This window comes from Parabacteroides goldsteinii DSM 19448 = WAL 12034, from assembly GCF_000969835.1.
GTDB lineage: Bacteria > Bacteroidota > Bacteroidia > Bacteroidales > Tannerellaceae > Parabacteroides > Parabacteroides goldsteinii.
Map to the genome: position 1 here is coordinate 2,246,380 of NZ_KQ033912.1, position 25,905 is coordinate 2,272,284.

Annotated in this window: 19 protein-coding genes; 17 read left to right on the forward strand and 2 right to left on the reverse strand. The window is 41.4% G+C overall.

Translation table 11 applies throughout. From position 1 onward, the window contains the following. Positions 1-27: 27 nt before the first annotated feature. The 3 genes from HMPREF1535_RS08315 to HMPREF1535_RS08325 all read left to right on the forward strand — a co-directional run bounded on the left by HMPREF1535_RS08315 (position 28) and on the right by HMPREF1535_RS08325 (position 2,197). Positions 28-1,077, forward strand: coding sequence for a hypothetical protein (locus tag HMPREF1535_RS08315; RefSeq protein WP_046146468.1), 1,050 nt, complete (start codon positions 28-30; stop codon positions 1,075-1,077). A gap of 134 nt (positions 1,078-1,211) precedes the next feature. Continuing rightward, the gene (locus HMPREF1535_RS08320; RefSeq protein WP_046145841.1) at positions 1,212-1,559 is read left to right on the forward strand and encodes a hypothetical protein; all 348 of its coding nucleotides are present in this window, start codon (positions 1,212-1,214) and stop codon (positions 1,557-1,559) included. After that, positions 1,538-2,197, forward strand: coding sequence for an ATP-binding cassette domain-containing protein (locus HMPREF1535_RS08325; RefSeq protein WP_010801209.1), 660 nt, complete (start codon positions 1,538-1,540; stop codon positions 2,195-2,197). Before HMPREF1535_RS08320 ends, HMPREF1535_RS08325 begins: the two co-directional genes overlap by 22 nt. 284 nt (positions 2,198-2,481) lie before the next feature. On the opposite strand, the gene HMPREF1535_RS08330 is transcribed toward HMPREF1535_RS08325, so the two are convergent. Further along, positions 2,482-3,621 carry an acyltransferase gene (locus HMPREF1535_RS08330; protein WP_044245301.1) on the reverse strand — a complete coding sequence of 380 codons (1,140 nt, stop codon included), beginning with the start codon at positions 3,619-3,621 and terminating at the stop codon, positions 2,482-2,484. Between the two features lie 190 nt (positions 3,622-3,811). Next, positions 3,812-4,936, reverse strand: a complete 1,125-nt coding sequence (locus HMPREF1535_RS08335; protein WP_046145842.1) for an AraC family transcriptional regulator — start codon at positions 4,934-4,936, stop codon at positions 3,812-3,814. Between the two features lie 205 nt (positions 4,937-5,141). Between HMPREF1535_RS08335 and HMPREF1535_RS08340 the strand changes: the two genes are divergently transcribed. The 14 genes from HMPREF1535_RS08340 to HMPREF1535_RS08405 all read left to right on the forward strand — a co-directional run bounded on the left by HMPREF1535_RS08340 (position 5,142) and on the right by HMPREF1535_RS08405 (position 25,895). Further along, positions 5,142-6,101 (forward strand): fimbrillin family protein, encoded by a 960-nt coding sequence (locus HMPREF1535_RS08340; protein WP_046145843.1) that lies wholly within the window; start codon positions 5,142-5,144, stop codon positions 6,099-6,101. 623 nt (positions 6,102-6,724) lie between these two features. Next, entirely contained in the window at positions 6,725-7,285 is a 561-nt protein-coding gene (locus HMPREF1535_RS08345) for an RNA polymerase sigma-70 factor (protein WP_046145844.1), read from the forward strand. Between the two features lie 85 nt (positions 7,286-7,370). Then, positions 7,371-8,321, forward strand: coding sequence for a FecR domain-containing protein (locus HMPREF1535_RS08350; RefSeq protein WP_046145845.1), 951 nt, complete (start codon positions 7,371-7,373; stop codon positions 8,319-8,321). A gap of 148 nt (positions 8,322-8,469) precedes the next feature. Further along, positions 8,470-11,922 carry a TonB-dependent receptor gene (locus HMPREF1535_RS08355; protein ID WP_046145846.1) on the forward strand — a complete coding sequence of 1,151 codons (3,453 nt, stop codon included), beginning with the start codon at positions 8,470-8,472 and terminating at the stop codon, positions 11,920-11,922. An 18-nt stretch (positions 11,923-11,940) separates the two neighbouring features. Beyond that, positions 11,941-13,560, forward strand: coding sequence for a RagB/SusD family nutrient uptake outer membrane protein (locus tag HMPREF1535_RS08360; RefSeq protein ID WP_046145847.1), 1,620 nt, complete (start codon positions 11,941-11,943; stop codon positions 13,558-13,560). Between the two features lie 29 nt (positions 13,561-13,589). After that, the gene (locus tag HMPREF1535_RS08365; RefSeq protein ID WP_010801201.1) at positions 13,590-13,958 is read left to right on the forward strand and encodes a DUF5018-related domain-containing protein; all 369 of its coding nucleotides are present in this window, start codon (positions 13,590-13,592) and stop codon (positions 13,956-13,958) included. 18 nt (positions 13,959-13,976) lie between these two features. After that, positions 13,977-14,882: a sugar phosphate isomerase/epimerase family protein gene (locus HMPREF1535_RS08370; protein WP_052716674.1), complete on the forward strand. Its 906-nt coding sequence runs from the start codon at positions 13,977-13,979 to the stop codon at positions 14,880-14,882. Between the two features lie 84 nt (positions 14,883-14,966). Further along, complete coding sequence (locus tag HMPREF1535_RS08375; protein WP_147426525.1) at positions 14,967-15,161, forward strand: hypothetical protein; 195 nt, start codon at positions 14,967-14,969, stop codon at positions 15,159-15,161. A 780-nt stretch (positions 15,162-15,941) separates the two neighbouring features. Continuing rightward, entirely contained in the window at positions 15,942-16,520 is a 579-nt protein-coding gene (locus HMPREF1535_RS08380) for an RNA polymerase sigma-70 factor (RefSeq protein ID WP_010801197.1), read from the forward strand. Positions 16,521-16,595: 75 nt separating this feature from the next. Continuing rightward, entirely contained in the window at positions 16,596-17,573 is a 978-nt protein-coding gene (locus HMPREF1535_RS08385) for a FecR family protein (protein ID WP_009860480.1), read from the forward strand. A 258-nt stretch (positions 17,574-17,831) separates the two neighbouring features. After that, positions 17,832-21,056, forward strand: a complete 3,225-nt coding sequence (locus HMPREF1535_RS08390; protein ID WP_244275582.1) for a SusC/RagA family TonB-linked outer membrane protein — start codon at positions 17,832-17,834, stop codon at positions 21,054-21,056. A 6-nt stretch (positions 21,057-21,062) separates the two neighbouring features. Beyond that, entirely contained in the window at positions 21,063-22,694 is a 1,632-nt protein-coding gene (locus HMPREF1535_RS08395; RefSeq protein WP_046145850.1) for a RagB/SusD family nutrient uptake outer membrane protein, read from the forward strand. A 65-nt stretch (positions 22,695-22,759) separates the two neighbouring features. Next, complete coding sequence (locus tag HMPREF1535_RS08400; protein WP_010801192.1) at positions 22,760-25,303, forward strand: GH116 family glycosyl-hydrolase; 2,544 nt, start codon at positions 22,760-22,762, stop codon at positions 25,301-25,303. A gap of 4 nt (positions 25,304-25,307) precedes the next feature. Further along, a complete protein-coding gene (locus tag HMPREF1535_RS08405; RefSeq protein ID WP_009860475.1) occupies positions 25,308-25,895 on the forward strand; it encodes a hypothetical protein in 588 nt (195 codons plus the stop codon). Positions 25,896-25,905 lie beyond the last annotated feature (10 nt).

Genomic DNA, 25,905 nt, shown 5'->3' on the forward strand with positions numbered 1-25,905 from the left:
AATATAAGAATATATAACAAGAAATATATGAAAATAAAAAGTCTATTTGGAATGCTTTTGTTCCTGTTCACAATGGGTTTTACAAGTTGTAGTGAAGATGATAAACAGGAATACTATTTGGAGCTTTCTCAAAACTCGTGCGAAGTAATACAGGGATACAGTATTTCCATTGATCTGACTGCTCATGAAAACACTACGTTGAATGTTGAAAACCCGGAGCTTATTGATGCCGCTTATATTTGGGAGCTTGACGACTATAAGGCTAAAATAGAAATTAAGGGTAAACAGAAAGGTGAAACAGATCTTGTCGTCACCGACCATGAAACGGGAGAATCAGCCACAATAAAGGTGAAAGTGACAGAATACCCGATGCCCCGTCTTGCCGTAAAACAACCGAAAGGGAACATTTTCGATACGATGAATTTTTATCTCTATAATGAAGATTCGAAGTCAATTAATTCTAATAGTCTTTCTGTTGTATGCGATTCTATTGTTTGGACAGTAGATGAGATAAACAACAGTTTCAGAGTGTTTGAACACGAAGGGGTAGGTAACCGTCTGACTTTGGAATGGGGGCACTGTTTCAAGTATCCCGGTGAATATAAAACTAACCTGACTGCATGGAAAGACAACAAGGTTATCTTCCGTCATCAACTCGCCGTCACCATTACCGATGAGAAGGATTTTCTGGAATACAACTGGAAAGACATTACTAAAAACTCATCAGCATGGAGTACTTATGCAGATGTACTTAAAAGTGGCCCTAATTTGATGACCACATACGGCCTTTGCGGCACTGTCCCATATGCCGAAGTAAGGGTTTTTAACGGCAACATGACTCAAAGCTACCAACTTTACGACTATTTCTGCAAACTCTATTCAGTCCCCACATATGAAGATAATAGAGATAAGATGTGGCAACTGTATGACGAACTGTTCTCCGAACAAAAGGTATATCCTAGTGCTTACCCTGTTGCCATTTGGGTGACAGAACGTGTCAATATTGTTTTATTGCTGCTGGATGATAATACAGGATATTCCAATTATGTGGTTTATGCGGAACCAAACAGACAATGAAACCTACATTGAGGTGTGAATTAAAAGATCTTATTCATCCCCTTTTATACTTTATTAAAAAGAATCCCACCTCAATTCCCCCGGATTTGAATATCTTAGCGGAAAATCAGTTATCCTCTTAAAACCGATCGATTATGGATAGCCTGCAAAGATGGAAAACACAATACCGGTTTTACCGGACATTCTTCCTCAGTACATTAAAATTCAGTGTCCTGATCGGTTTTCTGTTTGCCTCTTTTAGCGCACTTCGATTCTATGTTAGCATGATCGACTCTATCAGACTATGGCTACAACTCATCCCTACGGTCGGACTGGGATTCGACTATATCTACAAGGAACTGACACGCAAAGAAGAATATTTTTTCTATTATAATCAGGGAATCGGCAAGTATCAACTCTGGATCGTTACGTTTATCGTCATGTTCATCTGCTGTAATCTACTGAATCAAATCATCGAGCTATGTACACAGGCCTTGAAATAGACAGCATACTTAAATCGTTCGGCGAACGGACCATACTGGCAGATGTTTACCTGAAATGTTGCCGGGGAGATATTATTGCCCTTTTCGGACGAAACGGGACAGGCAAATCAACCTTGCTGAATATCATCTTCGGCACCTTGAAAGCCGACCGGAAGTTTATCCGCATCGACGGAAAAGTCATAAAAGGGCCGGCTTTCCGCTCCGGACTGCTTGCCTATCTGCCACAGCATCCCTCCTTTCCCTCACATCTGAAAGTGTCACGGATAGCAGAACTTTGTATCGCTCCGGAAGACAGGAAACGCTTTTTCGCAGACCCAATACTATTTCGCATCCGGACCTCCCGTATCTGTGAAATATCAACCGGAGAACAACGTTATCTGGAAATCAAAACCACCCTTTTCAGTCCGGCCCCTTATATCCTGCTGGACGAACCTTTCAGCGGCGTCTCGCCCGTTGTTGCCGAACAGATACGCAAACTGATGACCGAAAGCGCCCAAAACCACGGAATCATTCTGACAGACCACAATTTCAGGGAAGTACACAAAATAGCGAACCGAATCACCCTGCTCGACGATTGCTACCTGAAAGAGATAAAAAACAGAGAAGAGTTAATACCTTACGGCTATTATCAGCCATAAAAAAGGGACACCCTTCCGGATATCCCCAACACTGAAAAACTTCATTTTATTCTATTCCATACTTTTGCATCGCATATCTACCCAAAACTTCCAGGTAGCTGAGACACTTTCTTGCTAACTTTTTCATAGCGCAATACTAATTATTTAAAACGATCTCTTTGTCTAAACATATTCTATAAATATGTTTTATAACACAAAAGTAGTGGTTATATAGATACGATATACTTCCCGGAGCGGCTTTTAACATCATTTGCACAAAAGGCCGGCCGGGCCGTTGAAGCGCCTTACCCGATAATGTATTTGGAGTAAGGCAGTTTGCTCAATAAATAGACAAACAGCCAGGTCGCTGCCAGCGTAAAGACAGCCGATACCGGAACGATTGCCGGAATAGGAATACCCAACCAAAGCGTCAGTAAATAAGAAGGCCCTACAAAGAAATAATGTACGCAATAAACGCCGAACCCCAGTTTCGTCAGATTAGCCAACGCCCGGCAAATCAAAGGAGAAGTAATACGGACCTTCTGCATCAGAAGGAATATGGCCGCCGTCATCAACATCGCATTCGGAGAGCAATAAGTAAAGAACAGTTCCATGCCTTCCTCACTCACATTCGGGTCCGATGTCATATATCTGAACCCAATGAAAGTGGCCAGATAGCCAATCAGGAACAAAGGAACAACAACAGCCAGTGTTTTGCCGACCGACCAGTCATTTCCTTTCCCTAAATAATGCCCGAGCAATAAATACCCGTTAAAACCGGCAAAATAATAGAATAGGCCGTAAGCATTCCATGAACAAGTTCCGAAAAGATAATGAGAAACAAACTCCATCAGATAAGGAATAAACAACGAAGCTCCCCAAATATATAAGAACCAGCGTTTACCCTTTTCGGATGCTTTTTCCACCCAGGCAGAAAAGACAGGCATATAAAGATACAATCCGATTAAAGCATAAATATACCACATCGGCGTTGCGTAAACGGTAAAATTGAGCGGTATCATAGCTACATCTTTCAACCCGTCGGCCAAAGAAGCTGAAGGATTGGGTGCGTAAGGAAAAAAGTCTGTCACCAGTTCCGGACTCCCTCCTACCCATTGGATAAACCATGGAGCCAGATTAAACAGCACTGACCAGATCAGGAAAGGAAAAAAGACACGCGGAATACGTTTCTTATAAAAGACCGAAGCCTCCTGCTTCACCGGAAGCAACAAGAAACCTGTCATCATCACAAACAGAGGCACACAGGCCCTCAGCATTGATCCATAAGCTGATCCCCAGAAATTGAAATCAGGATTGGCACGCGACTCCGGAGAGGCATTAAAAGGGTCCGTACAATGGCAGGCAATCACCATCAGGATAGCAACGAAGCGAAGTGCGTCCAGCCAGACAATATGCGGACGGGCAGTAGTAGTTGTGTTATTCATGGTAAGCGTATTTTTTAATAGGACGTAAAAGTAGAAAATAGTTCCGTACATTACAAGATATTTATTTCATATATTACGATAACAAAATATCATATATTATGATACAACATTTTCATAATATATGCGACTATAATATCATAATATATGATACTTCTCTCAGACCGTTATATAGTAAAACCGATAATACAACCTATCCCCTCTTGTACTCGGAAGGAACAATCCCTGTCTGCTTAATAAAGGCACGGCGGAATGTACTCATGGAATGAAAACCGGAACGTTCGGCAATCTCCTGGATACTGGCAAGCGACTCGGCATCCATCAGGCGCTTACTCTCCTCCACCCGGAACTGGTTTACATAATCGGAGAATGACATTCCCAATTCCTTATTAAACAATTGCGAAAGATAGGAACGACTGATAGGGAACACCCGTTGAAGATCAGTTAACCGGAGGTCATCATTCAGATAAGGTTTCTCCCGCTCGAACCAAGTATTCACCTCTTCTGCATAACGTTTGAAAAGGGCACCCCGCTGTTCCTCGTCATCATCATCCTCTTCCTCATCATTCGAAGGAAGATCCCACCCGTTCTTAAAGGAATGCTCAAGCCGGATATTTTTAAGGAATAAAGCCTTATAGAAGAAATAAAACCATACTACCAGCATAACAGACTTAATAACGACATAAAGAATCGTCCGGTCGGTCAGCAACAAAATAACATAAAGGAAATACAGGATAGACAACACGATCATTGTCCGCCTCAACCACTCCAGGTCATAGTTTTCAGGGTCCGACACATTTTCACTTAAATAAGCTGTATATTCATCGGCATATTTTATAACCAGATATATCGGCACAATCATATAAAAAAGAGTAAGCGCCAAGACCAATAGCCGCAGAAATACATCCAGATTAAAATGCGTAAAAACATCTTTTATCGAATAAAAAACATGAATCTCCCCACCCGATAACCGATAAGTAAGATACGATAAACCACCTACTATAACAGGCGAAAGAAAAACCGAAAAACGCCTTAAAGTAAGGAAACCGGGACGTAGCTTTTCAATCACATAACTAGCAAGGCAGGCTGTCACAAAACAGCTTGCAATAAGAACGTCGGGATGGAACGCTTCCTTTGCTTCATCCACATAAGAATTAACGGAAATTCTGATTACAGCCATCAAAGCCCACATAATCATACTCCATGCCAAAATAAGTCGTGCTCGGTTACCAAATGACCTCAATAGCATCATAATGCCTCCTAATACGCACAGGCCTATTATTTGCATACTCAATAAAAACTGTATTTTGTCCAGCATATTCTTTCCCCTCGTTTTAGTATAAACAATTTGGTCCCTCAATTAGTTGATTTGCACTCTATTTAGACAATTTGACGCCTCTGGATTATTTGCACCATGCGTTTTTATACCATTTCATCGTGGTTTTATACCGTATGATCCCTCTCTTTCCCCAAACTGCCGGATATTTGCAATATGAAATTTGATACAAAAATAGCATAAAAGTATGAGAAATTTATTACTATTAATTACACTGATTTCGGGTTTGGCTGGTTGTTCGCACGAGAGCAATTTCTCAGCCATTGAGAGTATTAGCGCGAAAGAAAAGCCATTAAAAATTATTACACGTATTTTAACTACTAAATCGGCGAATTTCGTACAGGAATTCAAAGAAGGTTCGGAAATAGGACTGCTGATTACACGCGAAAGCGACGGCGGACTTTATGACGAGGATAGTGATTATATAAATGTAAAAGCAGAAGCAAATTTAATTAGTAATAAAATCTCCTGGCGGCAAACGCCGGAAGTCACACTTAATTTTGACCCGGCCACCGTGTATGCCTATTATCCATATCAGTCGCAGATGAAGCTCGGAACAGCAAGCATTCCTGTGAAGCTGTCGCCCGATGCCACTCAAACCCGCGACTATATGTATGGCACACACGCTCTCGGCCAAAAAATAGTAAACAGCATCTCCCCGGTGGTCTTGCTGAATATGGAACATGCGCTGTCGCTCATTTCTTTCCAGGTGAATCTGCCGGAAGGAGAAAATGAAAGCTATCAGCTAAGTGCCATACAGATAGGAAATAAAGCCGGAGGAAGCTCCCTGATATGCAAAGGCATGATGGACATCAGAAACGGACGAATCACTAAAATAGCCGGTTGCAGCACCTCGACCCGTCTGAATTTGCCGGAACCGGTTACATTAGGTAAGGAATATTGCAAAACCCAACAGATCAGGGTGATTCCGACAACGGCCCCCATAGCGGAAGGAGACATCGAAGCTCTTTTCACAATCAACGGGAATTCATATAAGTACAAGATGCCTGCACAGACGATGTGGGAAAAAGGACATAAATACCTCTACAAATTAACTCTCAGCGGAGAGGCTCTTACATTGAAAGAGGTATCCGTTACGGACTGGATACAGGGTAACGGTGAAGATGCTACAAGCAGCATTATGTAAGTTTTATTTTATGTTTTGGTTATGGTTTAGAATCACTGGGTAACTGTATTTTGTTGCGATGCCGATGCACTGGTGCCCGGATGTACGGACGATTCGTCTGATAGAGCAGACAGTCCGGCATTGCAAGAAGAAATACAGTTACCGCCAAGGAAGGAAAGCAGTCTCCCTCACAACCCCGACATCCGGTTAAGAGGCCTAAAAAACAACCTTCCGACAGGATTCTATAAGTGTAAACGCCGTGGCAAGTTGTTCCATGCTTCTTGCCACCGGCCACTACACCGAAACAACCATCCGGGATCCGGCAGCGGCCGGTCCTTTCCTAAAATGATTGAACGAACTAACTCGTGAGAGTTACGTATACATTTAATTAATACTAAAATAGTAGTAATGAAGCCGGCCCCGAATACCGCGTCCTGCACTCAACAGGACACATATTCCCTCTCAACTTATCGCCGACAACACTCTTTTATTTGACTATAAACCTTGCCGGGGCCGGTTTCATTATGCTACTATTTTCTTTTCCTCAAAAATTCAATACGTATTATTTCATCAAATAGAATTATATTTTCCATATTTTCCCTACTTTTGTTTTCCAATGACTATTGTGAATACAACGGAAATAAATGATCGGGACTGAAATACATAACTTCAACACTTTATATACTAAATTCTACAGAAAATCCTTTCTGTTCACTAAATCCTATGTACATGACGAATGTATCGCCGAAGATATTGTATCGGACGTCCTGATTAAATTATGGGAAATATTGAAGGAAAAGGAGATAGAACATATTGAAGCCTTGCTATTGACAACATTAAAAAACAAATCGCTCGACCACCTGAAACATGAAGCTGTCAAAACAGAAGCACTTCACACCTTGACGGATATGAGACAAAGGGAACTGGATATCCGCATCTCTACGTTGGAAGCATGTAATCCCGAAGACATATTCTCTACCGAAGTGCAGCAGATTGTCACAGCAACTTTAGCTCTTCTGCCAGAACAGACCCGGCGTGTCTTTGAAATGAGCCGCTTCGAAAACAAAACAAATAAAGAAATAGCCGAAGAACTCCAACTTACAGTTAAAGGCGTTGAGTATCATATCACAAAGGCTTTAAAGCCTCTGCGTGAAAATCTGAAGGATTACCTGCCGCTCTTCTATTTCTACTTTTTTTTCCAATAATTTCTCATACTCCACTAGGGTTATCACTCAATGAATCGTTTTAATAATAACGGGGCATGAAACACATCCCCACAAAAGTAAAGGAATGAACCAGGAATTATTAAATAAATATATCGCAGGTGATGCAACTCCGGAAGAAAAAGAAGAGGTTGCCCGCTGGTTGGATACCGACAAGAAAAACATGAAAGAGTTTCTTGCCCTGCGTAAACTATATGATATATCTATCTGGCAGCAGGAAGCGAATTCCACTATTCAGGAAAACAAAGCGACAGACAAGAAACAATGGACATTACGGACTATAGCCATTGAATTATCTAAAATAGCTGCCATTTTCATCATCGCTTTTACCGTCGTGTACTCATTTATTATAAATGAGGAAACAACAGACCCGGCTAATATGCAAACAATTTTTGTTCCGCCTGGACAACGGGCCGAGCTGACACTGACAGACGGAACAAAGGTCTGGCTAAATGCAAAGACTACTTTTAGTTTCCCCGACAGATTTACAGCCGACAGCCGCAACGTCATATTGGACGGAGAAGGTTATTTCGATGTTGCTAAAGATGCAGAAAAGCCTTTTACCGTAAAAACCGAGAAATATGATATCAGGGTATTAGGAACAGAATTCAATGTCACAGCATATTCCGCTTCTTCTAACTTTGAAACTTCTTTGCTAAAAGGCTCTGTCGAAGTTTCGTCGTCAGACACCCACACCACCGTCAGGTTGGAGCCCAACACCCGTACTTATATAGAAAACGGTAAGCTGAAAAAAGGAATAATAGAACACGACACTTATTTCTTATGGAAAGAAGGACTAATATGCTTCTATGATGAACCTGTAGGAAAAATGATAGAAAAACTTGAATTATACTATGATGTAAAGATTGATGTACAAAACAAGGAATTGCTCAGGAACCGTTACTCTGGAAAATTCCGTACCAAAGACGGTGTAGAGCATGTATTGAAAGTTCTTCAATTAAAGAATAAGTTTACCTATACGAAAGACAATGACTTGAATCTGATAATCATTAAATAATTAATCACAAAAACAGTTAGCCTATGAGATAAAAGACATGAACAAACAAAAACCGGAAAGTGCTCCAACACTTTCCGGCCAAGAGTAAGTCAATACCCGACTTCTTTCCTTAAATATCTAAGTATTAACTAACACAGTTTACAAAAGTATGAAAAATATTTTGTACAGGGGCTCTTTTGTCCCGCTTAAACCACAATTTAAACACATATTTCGTATTATGAAACTAGCCTTTATGTGCCTCTTTGTATTTGTTTCCGGACTATTTGCAACGGAAGCCTCCTCACAGACTGCGAGAGTTTCCATTGTTGCCAATAGTATCTCTACAAAAGATCTTATCCGGGAAATAGAGAAACAGACAGAGTATCTGTTTGTATATAATAAAAATGAAGTTGACCTGAATCAAACAGTAACGATCAATGCAGACAACAAAACGGTAGCAGAGATCCTAAACAAGACGTTCGGTAATACCGATATCGTCTATGCAATGGAGGGCAGCAACATTATGCTGATGAAGAAAGAATCAAAAGCAGAGGTTCAGGCTTCACAGCAAAAAGAAAAAACAGTTAACGGCATAATTACCGACGAGAACGGTGAAGCAATTATCGGAGCAAACGTATCTGTAAAAGGAACCACTATCGGAACAATTACCGATGTAGATGGTAACTTCTCTTTAAGCATACCTGAAAACTCTTTATTGCAGATATCATATATCGGTTATCTTACCCAAGAAATAGCTGTAGGAAATAAGAGTTCTTTTTCGATCAAACTGCTTGAGGATACGCAAAAGATCGAAGAGGTCGTAGTAGTAGGATACGGTGTCCAGAAAAAGCAGACGGTAACAGCATCCGCTTCTACTGTAAAGGTGAAGAGCCTGGAGTCATTGCTTTCTACCAACTTATCATCTTCGCTGGGCGGACGTGTCAGTGGTTTGCTGGTACAACAAAGTAGTGGTGAAGCGGGTTATGAGAATCCTAAAATTATTATCCGCGGTTCAAGTTCTCCTACGTCGTCAGATCCGCTGATCGTTGTGGACGGAATAGTCGGACGTAGCATGAGTCAGCTCGACCCCAGCGAGATAGAAAGTATGACGGTCCTGAAAGATGCATCTGCTGTTGCTCCTTACGGTGCACGCGGAGCCAACGGGGTTATCCTGATTACCACCAAACGCGGGAATACCGGAAAAACATCTGTCAATTATAGCTTCAAAGGTGGCTTTGGAGTCCCGACGCGCATGCCGAAAATAGCCAGTTCTTACGATCATGCACGCCTTATGAATGATGCATGGCGCAACAAAGAAATGAGCATGGGCAATGATCCGGGTATGTATGGTGTATATACGGAAGACGAATTGCAAAAGTTCAGAGACGGCTCAGATCCTTACGGATACCCGAACACCAACTGGACCAAAGAAGTCCTGCTGCCCAGAGCATGGCAACAACAACACAGCCTGACAGCCAGCGGTGGAAATTCGAGCGTAAAATATTTCGTAGGATTCGGTTTTGTAAATCAGGACGCCCTATATGGAGATACACGTACTAATACACCTTCTACTGATTTCAAACGTTATAATATCCGTGCCAATATAGACGCCAATATCATTGACAAATGGCTTACCTTATCGGCAGACATGGCATACAGACAGGAAGATAGAAATACAATTGCAGAAAGTACCTCTTTTATCTTCTCTAATATGTATCGTAATCCACAGACAGACCCGGGGCGGTTCCCTGACGGCAAACTGGGAAAGGTGTCGTTAGGATACAACCCGATCGGATTGGTTACAGACGGCGGTTATAGCCATAACAGGAAAAGCATCCTGAACACACGCTTTGTTCTTGACTTAAAAATACCCGGTGTAGAAGGATTAAATGTAAAAGGTATCTTCGCCTACGACAAGGACTTCGACAAAACAAAAACATGGACAAGCCCCGTCAATTTCTATATCTGGAACAAGATACTGGGTGAATACGACGGTAGCTCGCCTAACAAAGAAGGAGCCGACCTGAAAGAATCATTTGAACAAAACCAGTCTTATACCTTTGAGGCACAAGCCAGTTATAACAAAACGATTGCAAAAGATCACCAGTTAGGTGCCTTATTCGTATTCACGACATCACAGGGACAGGGAGATGACTTCTGGGCTGCCCGGTATAAATATCAAATATCATCTATCCATCAACTATTTGCGGGACCCGACAAAGATAAAGACAACAGCGGCAAGGCCAAGGAAGATGCAAAAGTTGGATCCGTGTTCCGTCTGACCTATAACTATAAAGAAAAGTATATGCTCGAAGCAAACGGACGTATAGACGGTTCAGAGAAATTTCCTAAAGCCAAACGATATGGTTTCTTCCCATCCGTATCTGCAGCCTGGAGAATATCATCGGAACCTTTTATGGAACCGGTAGAACACATTGTCAACAACCTGAAGATAAGAACATCGTGGGGTAAAGCCGGCACAGACAATATCGGGCGATTCAGATATATGTCTGCTTATGGAACCGGAGATAATGCTGTGTTCGGCGGTCAGTCGCCCGAAATTGCCATAGGATATACGGAAAACAGATTCCCGAACCCCAACATTACCTGGGAAACTTCAGAAATGTTCAATGTGGGTGTGGATGCTTCCTTCTTCAACAGTAAGCTGACATTGGAAGCCGACTATTTCTATAAAATTACCCGCGACATCTTACGTGAACGTACTGATATGCCGGGAATCTTAGGCTACAAACTACCGGCAGCCAATGTAGGTACGGTTGATAACCGCGGGATTGACATGAATCTTTCTCACCGAAATACGGTAGGCGAATTCAATTACTCGGTAACAGGAAACCTGACATGGGCCAGAAATAAGGTTATAGACCTGCTGGAACCCGCCGGACAGAAAAATAACCCTAACACAAGAATAACAGGACGTCCGATGAACCAGCAATTCGGTTATGAGGCTTTAGGATTATTCCAGTCCGACGAAGAAGCAGATAACTCTCCGCAACCACAATTCGGTAAAGCAAAAGCAGGAGATATCAAATACAAAGACCAGAACGGTGATGGTATTATTGATGCAGAAGATAAGGTGGCTATCGGAAGAAGCAAATTCCCCGAACTGGTATTCGGTCTAAATCTGAACGGTGAATACAAAGGTTTTGATATCCAGTTATTCTTTCAGGGAGCAGGGCTTACAACTTATGGTTACACCGGATTTCTGGCACATCCCTATTCAGAAGGTAAAGGTAGTACGTTGTTCGAACATCATATAAACAATACCTGGACACCGGAGAATAGAGATGCAGAGTTTCCACGCCTGTATTATGGCGGCAATCCCAATAACAACTATACTTCATCTTTCTGGCAACGAGACGGTTCTTACCTGCGCCTGAAAAACATTGAAATAGGATACGACTTCAAAAAGTATCTCCTGAAGAATGTAGCTATGATCCAGGGATTGAGACTGTTTGCCAGTGCACAGAACCTGTTTACAATCTCTGCCATCAAATACATGGACCCTGAGTTACGTACCGACAACGCAACAGATGCCGGTATGGATGGTTCGGCATATCCTCAGATGAAGAATTATACACTTGGAGTAAATATTACCTTCTAATAATAAAATTACCACAGTATGAAAAATATAAAATTATCACTTTTATTCCTGCTGGCATTCCTGTCGTATGGCTGTAACAGCATATTGGATAAAACTCCTTTGGATGAGATTGGAGATGATGCATTCTGGGCAGACCCGATATTAGTCGATTATTATGTAAATAATCTATATTCAATAATCTATTTGGACACACGTCTGGAGCAAGAAAACAGAACAGACAACTCCGTTTCGGCTCAAAGAGATAAGTTTCGTGCCAGTACTTACTTGTTTAATTATAATCTGGTGAGTGCCACCGATCCGAACGATAACATCTGGAACGATCACTACGAGAAAATCCGTAAGTGTAACCGTTTTCTCGAAAGAATAGGAGAGTCTAGTATTGAAGAAGATGAAAAAAATGTATTGACAGGACAAGTCCATTTCCTGCGGGCCATGTTTTACTTCGACCTTGTTAAACGGTATGGCGGAGTAGTACTTCTTGATAAAGTACTTACGATGGAAGATAACTGGGAAATTCCACGTAGCTCAGAAAAAGAAAGTTATGACTTTATCATTGCCGACCTGAATAAAGCGATCGAACTACTTCCGAACACGTGGAGCGGCAAAGACAAGGGAAGAGCAACTAAAGGTGCAGCCCTGGCTTTAAAATCGAGAGCAGAACTATATGACAAACGATATGCCGATGCCATTAAGAGTTGCGAAGCTGTCAGACAACTGGATTATGAATTGATACCCGGCACAACACCCGAAGATTATCGTTCCATCTGGTGGATAACGAATAAGGATAATAAGGAAATCATATTCGACCTACAATTCAAAAGCCCGGACGTATATAACAATATGATGGTTTTCAATCTGGTATGTTATATAAATAATCCCTATGGAGACAGAGGTTGGGGCGGCATCGGACCGACACAGGATTTGGTAGACGAGTTTGAATTGAAAGACGGAACACCTGCTCCCGCATTCTCACAAAAAGATAACGGAGAAGTGTTTGATGTCAATACCTCCAAAATATATGAAAACCGGGAACCAAGATTTTACGCTAATATAGTCTTCCACGGATCGGAAATATTTTTCAAAGGAGATAAAGGCCCCGTTACGGTAGATCATTACTTAATGGATACCCCCGACAAAGGCGATGCTTCACAAACCGGTTATAACGTATGGAAATGGATCGATTATGACAATTATAATTATCCATATGCAGGTGCTTCGGGCAAAGATCATAGTACGAACTGGATCATGATCCGTTACGCCGAAGTTATTTTGAATGAAGCAGAAGCCCGTGTAGAGACTAATGACATACAAGGTGCCTTAAAAGCCGTAAACGAAATTCGGGCACGCGTCGGGTTACCTGCCTATACAGAAACAAATCAGGAAAAACTCCGTCAGCTGATCCGGAAAGAACGCCGTCTGGAACTTGCCTTTGAGGATCATCGATTCTACGATGTTCGCCGATGGAGAATCGGTGCACAGACACAAGGTAAACTTCATGGACTCAAATTCGTTTCACCAACTGAATTTACTGTTGAGACAGTCGACACCAGAAGTTGGGACGATCGCCTTTATCTCCATCCTATTCCTTATGAGGAGATTATCAGAGTGAGTGCCATCAAACAAAATACTGGTTACTAAGCAATTGTCTAACATAAATATGTATCATTATGAACAAATTAAAATATATAATAGCCATTATAACCTGTTTTGTCCTTTCCGCATGCGAAAAAACAGAAATTCCGGATGCACCTAACTTCGATAAAACAGAAATATTATTAGTGAATGCTTATGATAGAAACAAAGGAAATATCATCTCAGAAAATCCGATTATCGATACAGAGAAAGGAACTGTAACCATTTCTGTGAAAACAGGAACGGATCTATCCAGTATTTTCCTCACTTGCGGGCTTTCTTCAGGAGCTAACATTTCACCGGCATTAGATGGATACAGTGACTGGTCTTCAAAGACGAAGACGTTTACCGTCACTTCTGCCAGCGGTACACGCTCCCAACAATGGACAATTATTCTCAACTGATTAATATTCTGATAAACAATGAAAAAGATACATTTGATAATTGCTGCCACAGCCTTTCTCACGATGAGCTGCAGTCAAAAAAAGTCATCTCCACTAGACTACTGGAAAGCAGGTTCGGCCAACGATGACGTATTTATTGAAATGACGCAGGAAGAGATGGATGCACTCGCCAAAAACGATCTGCCGTATCTGGAAATAGACTGGCCTTATTCTGCTAAAAAAACGCAGGAGGAGATGGAAGAATGGGCCATAAAAGTCAAAAATCGGGCAGATAAGGCCGGAATCGTGATATGGTCTGTTCATTTGCCATTTGGCGGTCCTTACGATATTTCGCAAACGAACGATACTTTAAGGCAAAGAGCGGTAGAACTGAATATGAATGATATGATATTAAGTGCAAAAATCGTTGCACCTGAAAAGTTTGTCATTCATCCCAGTGCAGAGCCTATTTCCAATGAGGAACGTGCAACAAGGATAGTAGCCAGTAAGAAGTCTCTACAAGAACTGGCTGCTAAAGCAAAGGAACTGAATATTCCTTTATTGGTTGAAAATCTTCCCAGAACATGCCTGGGAAATACATCCACCGAGTTACTGGAGATCATTAACGGCATTGATAATACAGCAATATGCTTCGATGTGAATCACCTGTTAATTGAACCCCAGGTCACTTTTGTGAAAAATACAAAAGGAAAGATCCAAAATACCCACATGTCTGACTACGACCGTAAAAACGAACGACATTGGTTACCAGGAGAAGGAGTTATTGACTGGACAGAGTTACTCTCAGCCTTAGTAGAATCAGGCTATGAAGGCCCTTTTATTTACGAGGCCAGCAAAGGTAAAAAACCTAATATTGTCACGATTCAAAGTTTAGGAGACAGATGGAAAAAGTTGAAACAGGATTACGTAAACATGAATAAATAACGACTACTTTTCCAATCCACACATTTTCCGGTTCATACTTATTATAACAAAAGTATGAGCCGGAGTTTTTTTATACTGCCGTTTATGAATAACTTATTGCTTTATTTGTTAGAAATTGGTATGAAAGTGGCGGTGAACCCTGGTCAAGCAGACTTTATTCCCCGGAAATGTACCTGTTTTTTCCCTAAAGGGCAGCTGCCGCTTCTCTATATCCTGCCTGCTTATTCCCTTGAAGGTAGCAGTTGTTTCCCTATAGGCTGGATTTTAGTCACTATGTAATTGCATATAGATAACTATGTAACGTCACATACATAACTATCTATTCATTATACACGTTTCAGCTTTCAGGAGCTTCCTCCCTTTGATAATCAGATCATAATCCTGAAGGATGAAAATAGTTGGCAGAAATACAATCTGACAACTAAATTCAGGACGCTACAGTACATATTTTACCTCAATGACACGTTTTATTATCATTTCAGGATAACACTTTATAAATCAACACCTTGAAATAACTGAAGGCTGAAAGATAAATATATGGATCTCGCTTGTAGGAGCCATTTTAGATACCAACTACAGTCATTTGCAGTAGTTGCCGCGGTTATGAAAAATCACTGCGGCACTTATTTGAAATGGCTGCCTACCCATTCTGAAAAAAACGTAAGCTTTTTCTCTGAAGGTTTCACCTTTTTCTATAAATGAAGCAAAACAATGAAATCAAAACAGCTTCTCAGAACTATCGAAATCTGGATGGGCAACGCATCAGGTCAATATTCAAACAAATTGACTCTGGAAACAGGTTTTCTTTATTCAACAAAAAGGAAGGAAAAGCTTTTGAAATACTAAAACTGACTTAGTTCTAGAAGAACTATATCATTATTACAAAATCAACACACTGATTATTAAGAAACATACTCATACTTACAACGTAAACATCCTTTTTATACAATTTGAGGAACTAAATGAATTGTTCCACATAATTAGGTACTTATCTCATAAATAACTTATATTTGCATTTGAATAAACATAGTAGTTCTTCTAGAACAAAGTTATTAACCTATGAAAATAAAGGCATTCCCTGAGCAAAGAGAAGAGACCAGATTTGAAGACATCTATCTCTCATATTTCTCAAAGATGAAGTATTTTGCCAAAGAATACGTTATCTCAGAGGAAGATGCCGAAAATATTGTGCAGGATGTCTTCGTTGAACTTTGGGAAAACAAAGAAATGCTCAATATGCATATGAATCTCATCGCCTATTTGTTCACTACCATAAAAAACAAATGCCTGAATCATCTTCGTCACAAATTAGTCGTACAAGAAACAGCCAGTAAACTACAGGAAGAATACACCATTTCCCTACGAATGAATTTAGATTCATTAGAAGCATTCGATAATAACCTTTTTTCTGACCAGGATATAGAAAAAATTATTTCCCGTGCATTAGACACCCTTTCTGAAAAATGCCGGACAATATTCATTATGAGTAAAATCGAAGGTAAAAAACAAAAAGAAATAGCCCAGGAATTGAATATCTCTATTAACACCATTGAAACTCAAATGGGCATTGCTTATAAAAAACTCAGAATCGAACTTAAAGATTACTTTCCGATACTACTATTTATTCTTTGTCTTTAAGAAATCAGAAAAAAATATTTTCCCGTTTAGCGGATTTTTCATGCTTAGGTGTTTACTATATACAAGGACAAAATTATGAATGAACAAATAATAAAATATTTCCAGGGAGAGCTTAATACTACAGAAAGATTGCAGTTTTTAAGACAGGTGGAAACTAACAGTGAGTTGAAAAAACAATTCATTGAATATAAAAACATGCATGCCCTGCTAACTCTTTCCGATCAGTCAGATAATAAAGAGGAAAACAGACAGGGATATATACTGTTCAACAAAATCATCCGAACAAAAAAGATACGCAAAATCATATTACATACTGCCAGTTATGCAGCAGCCATCACATTACTGGTTTTGTCTACCTACTGGTTTACCACCAGTCACTATGATATACAACAGTCTGTAGCGGACATTGAGAATACCCTGTATGTACCGGCCGGTCAACGTGTAAAACTGACTTTGCAGGATGGAACTGAAGTCTGGCTGAATTCACAAACAAAATTAACTTATCCGGCTTTATTCTCTGGAAAAGAAAGACGAGTAACCGTGGAAGGTGAAGCCTTTTTCGATGTCGCTAAAAACCCGGAAAAACCGTTTATCGTATCTTCACAGGGAGTAGAAATGAAGGTCCTGGGCACAAAATTCAATGTCCACAGTTATCCGGGGAAAGAGACAATTCAAACAAGCCTGCTTGAAGGAGGGTTAAAAGTATATTTTCCTCATGCCGAATCCAAAGGAGTTATCCTCAAACCGGATGAACAAGTGACAATAAAGGGAAACCAAATGAAAATAGGCTCCCTGCCCCATGCAGATTATTTCTTATGGAGAGACGGGATATATAGCTTTATCAACGAACCGCTTATCGACATATTGAAGAAACTCGAACTCTATTATGACGTAAAGATCATTGTAAAAGATCAATCCATATACAACTGGGAATACACCGGGAAATTCCGTCAACGTGATGGCATCGATCAAATTTTACACATGATACAGAAAATACACAAATTCAAAATCAGCAAAGATGAAGAAAAGAATATCTTCACATTAAGCAGATAACATGTATAATCATTAAAATTAGTATGCCTATGAAGAAACACTTTTAAAAGCAAAAACGGCAGATGCTGTAACATCCGCCGTTGACAATCAAGTAAACACATCAAGTCAAAAATTTTTAGTATTCACTTAATTATTAGCAAAGATATGAAAATAAAAACTTTGTTACCACTCTTTATTGTACATGATCAACACTTTAAAGAATATTTTAGAATCATGAGAGTATCGCTATTTATGCTATTCGTCTGTATTTTTCAACTGATGGCAACAAATACAGAAGCACAGAATGCCATTATGAAACTGGAAACAAATGTGATATCCATCGGGCAACTCATCAATCAAATAGAGAAACAAACAGACTATCTGGTAGTATTTCGCAACCGGGAAGTTGATACGGAACGGACAATACGTGTTCAGGAAAAATCAGGAAAAGTGATCTCATACCTGAAAGACGCTTTCGAAGGTACAGATATCAGTTACGAATTTACCAACAAATACATTTTGTTATCTAAAAAGAATCACTCCGATGCCGTTAATGATAACCAACAGTTAAACAGGAAAATTACAGGTACGGTTAAAGACAATAACGGAGAGCCTGTGATCGGTGCAAATGTATCTGTCAAAGGTACTACGAACGGGACGATCACAGATGTAGACGGCAATTTCAGCCTGGAAAATATATCTGATAATGATATTATCGTTATTTCATACATCGGTTATACTTCACAAGAAATCAAAGCCGGAAAACAAACCAGTTTGAAAATCATTCTGAAGGAGGATACCCAGGCTATCGACGAGGTGGTTGTGGTCGGGTTCGGTACACAAAAGAAAGTGAACCTGACCGGATCGATCGGTACCGTTAAAACAGATGAGGTCCTTAAATCCCGTCCTGTGACCAACGTACAGGAATTGCTGGCCGGTTCGGTACCGGGTATGGTCGTATCGAAAGGAAGCGGTGCAGCCGGTTCCGGTGCAAGCATCAACATACGTGGTACTTCCACTATCGGTAACAGTTCCGGCGTTCTGGTTCTCATCGATGGTATGCCGGGTAATATCTATACATTAAATCCCAATGATATAGAAAGTGTATCCGTGTTGAAAGATGCTGCTTCTGCTGCTATCTACGGTTCACGCGCTGCCAATGGTGTTGTTTTGGTGACTACCAAAACGGCCAAAGCAACAGAGCGTCCGACTGTGGAGTTCTCCAGTAATATCGGTATACAAAATCCACAGTTTAAGCTGGACTTTGTCGGATCAGAAGATTTCATGCGTCTATACGACCAGGCAATGATCAACGATGGAAAGGATGCTATTTACGGAGAACAGGGCATCCAGGACCTGAGAGCCGGTAAGTATGTAGATAATAAATGGTACAAAGAAATTTATAAGAAAAATACCATTATCAATAATACGCATCTGGCGTTGTCCGGTAAAGAGAGATCGATTGCTTACCGTTTCTCCATATCCAACGACTATCAGGATGGAAACTTACCGAATAATAATTACAATCGTCTGATCTTCAAACCGGATATGCGTTTTCAGATATTGAAGAACCTGGAAGCACATGCCAGCCTGCAATATACACAGACAAATATCAAAAACCCGAACGGAGGTACTACAGGATGGCAATCACAGGCTGCCCGAATCTCTCCGATCACTCCGATCAGGAATTCTGACGGTTCATACGCTGCCGGTGGGGCAATGGGAGGCAACCCGATTGCGGGAGTAAACGAATCCGGCTATTCCAAAGAAAGGCATAAAGAAATGATGGCGATCTTCGATGTGACCTATTCTCCTCTGAAAGACTGGAATATTAAAGGAAATATAGCTACTTATTCCCATAATACGACTACCAAAAACCGTGTAAGTACATATTACTTATACGACGAAGAAGGCAATATCGCAAAAACGGAAAACCGGGTATCTTCTCTAAAAGAAACGAATACATACAATTTCCGTACACAGTTGCAGTTTACAACCGACTATTCTTTTAAAATCGCATCCGATCATAACTTTAAAGTGTTAGCCGGTTACTCGCAGGAATATTATAAATCCGACGGTTTCTGGGCATCCCGGGATAACATGCCGTTTGATAATGTGGACGTATTAAACACCGGTAGCAGCAATAAACAAAATGGTAGTGCAGACGGTGACGGAAACGAATACGCCAATGACGTGGCGGTTCAATCCTGGTTCGGTCGATTGAATTATGATTATCAAGGAAAGTATTTATTCGAAGCCAGTTTACGTGCGGACGGTTCTTCCCGTTTTGCCAAAAATCACCGCTGGGGGGTATTCCCGTCTTTCTCGGCCGGTTGGAATTTGCACCGTGAATCATTTATGATTGAAACGAACAATTGGCTGTCCGAATTGAAAATAAGAGCATCATGGGGTGTCCTGGGAGATGCCGAAAAAGTAGGTTACTATCCGACAGCTCAGATATTATCTTATGATCCAAAGATTTATGCCTTCAATGATAAACTGGTAGGGGGTGCATACAATAACATCGCCGTCAACCAGAACATCACATGGGAAGAATCCAAATATACCAATATCGGTTTGGATTTCGGATTGTTTGACCAACGGATCAAATTGTCTGCCGACTATTTTATAAACATGAGAGACAACATCCTGTACAGACCACCCGTTCCAAGCGAATTCGGCTTAAATGCTCCTTACTCAAACTTACTGAAAATGAAGAATCAGGGTATGGATATCATGGCAGGTTATCAGGATGGGAACGGTGATTTCCATTGGGGCATCGACGTCAACCTCAGTTATTCCAAAAACAAGGTGCTGGAAATGGGAGATTCTGAAAGATGGATTGAAAATAATACGGTAACCTATCTGAACGACCGTTATCAGCTACCGTTCGGTTACGAAGCGATCGGCCTGTTCCAGAGCGAAGAAGAGATTGCCAATTCTCCGAACCAGGGAAATGTTCTACCCGGTAATATCAAATATAAAGATCAAAACGGCGATAACATTATCGACGGGGAAGACCGCGTAGTGCTGAACCGGAAAATCCCTCTGAACTTCGGTATGAACCTGTCTTTCGGATACAAAGATTTCGATTTCTCCCTGAATATGTATGGAAAACTGAATACGAAAAAGTATCTGCAAGGATACGAAGGATGGGCTTTCTATCTGACAGACAATGCACGCCCTATGCACCTGGATGCATGGAACGAAAGTAATCCGGATGCCTCTTATCCACGATTGACACTGACAAACACATCCAATGATTATGATTCACGATATAATAGTTTCTGGTTACGTACAGCCGATTACCTGAAAATTCAAAACGTACAGGTCGGTTATACTGTCCCCCAAAGTGTGTTGGAACGTGTTAATATTAAATATTTGAGAGTATATCTGTCCGGCCAGAATTTAGCTACGATCACAGGTTATGACGGTTTCGACCCGGAAGGTGGATGGTATCCGCTGGCAAGAACATTCTCATTTGGTTTTAATCTTCAATTTTAATAAGTTATGAAACAATATAGTATAGCATTGATATTGGCTTCTGCCCTTACATTCGGCAGTTGTTCGGACTTTTTGGACCGGGATCCTCTTTCCCAAGCCTCAGAAAATACATTCTGGCAAACAGAGGCTGATGCGTTGGCAGGTGTAAACGCATTATACCCATTATTACCCAACTCCCGTGATTTCTGGAGAGATTGCCAAAGTGATAACTCATTAATGACCAATGCCTGGGGCGAAAGCGGGCTGGGATATATCTGTCAGGGATCACATAACGCAGCTACCGGTTACCTTTCCGAGGAGTGGAAATACGACCATATCCGCAGAATCCTTTATTTCCTGGAACGGTTGGAAGGTATGAACATCGATGAGAGCAAAAAGAAACGTTTCGAAGGGGAAGCACGGTTTATCCTGGCATTACGCTATTACCGTATGACACGTCACTTCGGCGACATTCCGCTAATCAAAGAAAAGCCGATAGACCTGGATGAAGCAGCATTGCCACGTTCGCCTAAACAGGAGGTACTCGACTACGCATTGGAAAACATTAATAAAGCAATCGAATATCTGCCGGAAACCTATTCCGGTGATGATATCGGACGCATAACCAAAGGAGCAGCTCTGACATTGAAAGCCGATATGTACCTGGATATGGCTAGTTACGCAAAATTTCATCACAACCAGGACGGCACAGAGTTATGGAAAGAAGCCGCCCAATCTGCAAAGAAAGTGATCGACATGAACCTGTACAGTTTGGAAGATGACTTTGCAAGCATTTTTAAATCAGCAGCAAATAATAACAATAAGGAAGTTATTCTGGCTTACCAATATAAGGAAGATGAAATCACTCACATGTTACCGATTTTAGCATCTCCGGCCGGAACCGGAATTACCGGACAAGGATGGGCAAGTTTCTGTCCGACCCGCCAGTTGGTCGATTCTTACGAAATGACAGACGGTAAAACCATTTTTGAATCGGATTTATATGACATGAACAACCCGTGGGAAAACCGGGATGCCCGACTGAAGAAAACATTCTTCCTGCCTGGTTATGAATGCTTGCGTCCGAACGGTTCATACGAACCTTATATGCCACATCCGGCTTACAATAAAAACGAGAGAATAAATCATGAAGGAGGCGGTATTACAGGATATATGTATCTGAAATACAATGATCAGGAACTGGTGAAACCCGATGCCTCCTGGACTAATTTCAGCCTGTACCGGTATGCAGAAGTCCTCTTGATCTATGCAGAAGCATTAAATGAATATGATCCGGGAAACCCACAGATAGCATGGGCTGCCAATCAGGTGCGCGGACGAGCAGGTTTGCCTGGTGTGGATCAACTGACAGGGAACCAGGTAGCAATGAGAGAAAAGATACGGGAAGAAAGACGACACGAATTCGTAGCGGAACATAAACGTTACTTTGATATTCTTCGTTGGAAAACAGCAGAAAAAGTTCTAAACGAACCAGGGTACGGCATCAATAAGGATGAAAAGGCTCCTATTGGAGATTATTCCGTAGAACAATTCCTGGGACAAAACCGTACTTTTGACGCAAGTAAACATTACCTGTGGCCGATTCCTCAGTCAGCAAGAGATAAGAATCCTAACTTAGGGCAAAATCCGAATTGGTAATTATATTAACAAGAAAAAGCCGATCCGAATAAAGTCTGATCGGCTTTTTATACTAACTTTAAAATATGAACAAATTAATATTACTAACAATTTGTACACTCGTTTCCGGAGCCATTGCATCTCAGGAATGGAAGCCACAAGAATGGCCGGTACTGAAAAACTACGACCAGGAACACCTTTACCAGATTGCACTTCCATTAGGAGGCATCGGGACCGGAACGGTATCGCTGGGTGGTCGCGGAGAACTCCGGGATTGGGAGATCATGAATGTACCTGCCAAGAAATACAGTACGGTAACAACCGGAAACAATGCCCCGTTCTTCGCAATCTATGCGAAGCCACAAAATCAGGAAGCCACCACCACTCTACTGGCCGGTCCTTTATACCCTCAGGAATATCTCCATTATGAAGGTCGTCCGGTAAATCATCATGGCTTACCTCGCTTTGCACAGGCTTCATTTGATGCTGCTTATCCGTTCGGACAAGTACATTTATCAGACAAAGACCTACCGGTGAAAGTCACGATAAAAGGATTCAACCCGCTTATTCCGGGGGATGCAGAAGCAAGCGGATTACCTGTTGCCGTACTTTCCTATGAAGTGACCAATACAACCAGTCAACCGATGGAAATTGCTATTTGTGGCTCCATGCGCAATTTTATAGGGAAAGACGGAAGCAAATTCCGTACCGACTGGAAAGGAGACTATATCCCAACCGGTGTAAAAGACAATAAAAACAAATACGTTGAAAACAAAGGAATAAAAGGAATCTATCTCTATTCAGACGGAGTGGATAAAAATGATCCTGCCTGGGGAACAGTCGCTCTCACGACACAGGCAACCAGTGGAGTAAGCTACCGTACTTCATCGAAAGCCGACAACTGGAATAACGGTATCCTGAACTTCTGGGATGATTTCAGTGCCGACGGTATGCTAACCGAGCGAAACAAACAGGAAGATGAAGACCCGATGGCCTCACTCTCCGTAAAAAAAACAGTAAAACCGCAAAGCACGGAAACATTCACATTCTATATCACCTGGAATTTTCCAAACCGGAAAGCCTGGTCCTCCACAGTTGTCGGAAATTATTACAGCCGTCAATATACAGATGCCTGGAAAGCGGCAGAAACAATCATTCCGCAAATTCCCGGACTGGAGAAAAAAACCTTATCTTTCGTAAACGCCTTACTCAATACTTCTTATCCGGATGTTGTAAAAGAAGCAGCATTATTCAACCTGGCAACCTTACGGTCGCAAACCGTATTCCGTTTACCCAGCGGTCATATGATGGGTTGGGAAGGCGTAATGGATCGTTTCGGTTCCTGCGCCGGTTCCTGTACGCATGTCTGGAACTATGAAACAGCTACTCCTTATCTATTCGGAGAACTGGCAAAAACAATGCGTGACGTAGAGTTCAATTACGCAACTAAAGAGAACGGCCTGATGAACTTCAGAGCCTCTCTCCCACTAAATGAAGCAAATAAAGGAAACAGTGCCGCAGCCGATGGACAAATGGGCTGTATCATGAAGATATACCGCGAATGGCAACTTTCCGGAGACAATGATTTCCTGAAAAATAACTGGGGACAGATCAAAAAAGTACTCTCTTACGCTTGGACTGAAAAGGGGTGGGATGGCAACCAGGATGGCGTAATGGAGGGTTCGCAACACAACACTATGGACGTGAATTACTTTGGTCCCAACCCTCAAATGGGCTTCTGGTATATGGGAGCACTAAAAGCAGCGGAAAAAATGGCTATAGCGATGAAAGATAAAGGCTTCGCTCAAAAGTGCCGAACTCTGTTCGAACAAGGCAGTAACTGGATGGACAAAAATTTATTCAACGGCGAATATTATGAACACAAAATAACCGATCCGGAGACATTTGAATACCTCGATATGAATAATCCGAATGTCAAAATTCCATCTTTCCAGCTAGGCCCCGGCTGTCTGGTAGACCAGTTAGTCGGCCAATACATGTCACATTTATGCGGGCTGGGTTATCTCGGAAACAAAGATCATATTCAGACCACCATGAACAGCATCATGAAATACAACTACGTATCAGATTTCAGCCGTCATTTCAACAATATGCGTTCATATGTGATGGGCAATGAATCCGGGCTACTTATGGCATCCTGGCCCAAAGGCCGTCTGGAAGTACCGTTTCCTTATTTTGCTGAGGTAATGACAGGATTTGAATACTGTGCAGCCGTAGGTATGATTTACGAAGGAATGGAAAAAGAAGCACTCACCTGTATCCGGTCCATCCGCGACCGCCATGATGGGGCAAAACGTAATCCATTCAGCGAACCGGAATGCGGTCATCATTACGCCCGATCCATGGCAAGCTGGTCTGCTATCATTGCACTTAGCGACTTTCAGTATTCAGGCATTGATAAAAGTATGAAAATTACGGCACGCCCGGGAAATTATTTTTGGAGTAATGGCTACTCATGGGGAACTATCGACGTCAGCGACAAGGATATCACAATCGAAGTAATAAGCGGTTCTCTCCAATTGAAATCCCTTACCGTCGGTAGCGAAAAAGAAATACGGTTAAAGCATTTTGACCTGAAAGAAGGCAACAAACAAGTCATAAAACGATAAAGCCATGGGTAAATCAAACATTATCTACTACTTACTCGCTTGTTTGTTCCTGAGTGGAGGGTGTATCCAAAAAGAAGCAACCAACCACCACTCCCAACACAAAACAAACTGGCAAACCGTCCTGCAAGACAAACTCCCTCTGCTGGGACACCGTAACTGGATTGTCATCACAGATATGGCTTATCCGTTACAAACCAGGGAAGGTATCACCACTTTATATGCAAACGAGCCTTATACGGAAGTTTTGGGCACAGTAAAAAAGATGGTGGATAACTCTTTGCATGTGTATGCCCATATCTATCAGGACGAAGAACTATCTTTTCTGGAAGAAGGTTTTTGCCCGGGGATAAATGATCTGAAAACAGAGATGGGAAATGTCCTTCCGGCAACTGAAATAACGAGCATCAGGCATGATGACCTGATAGCCCGACTGGATAGCATCAGCAATCTGTTTGAAGTAGTCATCATCAAAACAAAACTGACAAAACCCTATACTTCCACCTTCTTCGAACTCGATTGTAAGTACTGGGACAGCAACAAACAAACGATACTCAACGAACGAATCGCAAATACCGGAACAAATCAACTATAAACAGATCGAG

Coding starts and splice junctions, on each gene's coding strand:
- HMPREF1535_RS08315 (WP_046146468.1), top strand. CDS start 28: ATGAAAATAAAAAGTCTATTTGGAATGCTTTTGTTCCTGTTCACAATG.
- HMPREF1535_RS08320 (WP_046145841.1), top strand. CDS start 1,212: ATGGATAGCCTGCAAAGATGGAAAACACAATACCGGTTTTACCGGACA.
- HMPREF1535_RS08325 (WP_010801209.1), top strand. CDS start 1,538: ATGTACACAGGCCTTGAAATAGACAGCATACTTAAATCGTTCGGCGAA.
- HMPREF1535_RS08330 (WP_044245301.1), bottom strand. CDS start 3,621: ATGAATAACACAACTACTACTGCCCGTCCGCATATTGTCTGGCTGGAC.
- HMPREF1535_RS08335 (WP_046145842.1), bottom strand. CDS start 4,936: ATGCTGGACAAAATACAGTTTTTATTGAGTATGCAAATAATAGGCCTG.
- HMPREF1535_RS08340 (WP_046145843.1), top strand. CDS start 5,142: ATGAGAAATTTATTACTATTAATTACACTGATTTCGGGTTTGGCTGGT.
- HMPREF1535_RS08345 (WP_046145844.1), top strand. CDS start 6,725: ATGATCGGGACTGAAATACATAACTTCAACACTTTATATACTAAATTC.
- HMPREF1535_RS08350 (WP_046145845.1), top strand. CDS start 7,371: ATGAACCAGGAATTATTAAATAAATATATCGCAGGTGATGCAACTCCG.
- HMPREF1535_RS08355 (WP_046145846.1), top strand. CDS start 8,470: ATGAAAAATATTTTGTACAGGGGCTCTTTTGTCCCGCTTAAACCACAA.
- HMPREF1535_RS08360 (WP_046145847.1), top strand. CDS start 11,941: ATGAAAAATATAAAATTATCACTTTTATTCCTGCTGGCATTCCTGTCG.
- HMPREF1535_RS08365 (WP_010801201.1), top strand. CDS start 13,590: ATGAACAAATTAAAATATATAATAGCCATTATAACCTGTTTTGTCCTT.
- HMPREF1535_RS08370 (WP_052716674.1), top strand. CDS start 13,977: ATGAAAAAGATACATTTGATAATTGCTGCCACAGCCTTTCTCACGATG.
- HMPREF1535_RS08375 (WP_147426525.1), top strand. CDS start 14,967: ATGAATAACTTATTGCTTTATTTGTTAGAAATTGGTATGAAAGTGGCG.
- HMPREF1535_RS08380 (WP_010801197.1), top strand. CDS start 15,942: ATGAAAATAAAGGCATTCCCTGAGCAAAGAGAAGAGACCAGATTTGAA.
- HMPREF1535_RS08385 (WP_009860480.1), top strand. CDS start 16,596: ATGAATGAACAAATAATAAAATATTTCCAGGGAGAGCTTAATACTACA.
- HMPREF1535_RS08390 (WP_244275582.1), top strand. CDS start 17,832: ATGGCAACAAATACAGAAGCACAGAATGCCATTATGAAACTGGAAACA.
- HMPREF1535_RS08395 (WP_046145850.1), top strand. CDS start 21,063: ATGAAACAATATAGTATAGCATTGATATTGGCTTCTGCCCTTACATTC.
- HMPREF1535_RS08400 (WP_010801192.1), top strand. CDS start 22,760: ATGAACAAATTAATATTACTAACAATTTGTACACTCGTTTCCGGAGCC.
- HMPREF1535_RS08405 (WP_009860475.1), top strand. CDS start 25,308: ATGGGTAAATCAAACATTATCTACTACTTACTCGCTTGTTTGTTCCTG.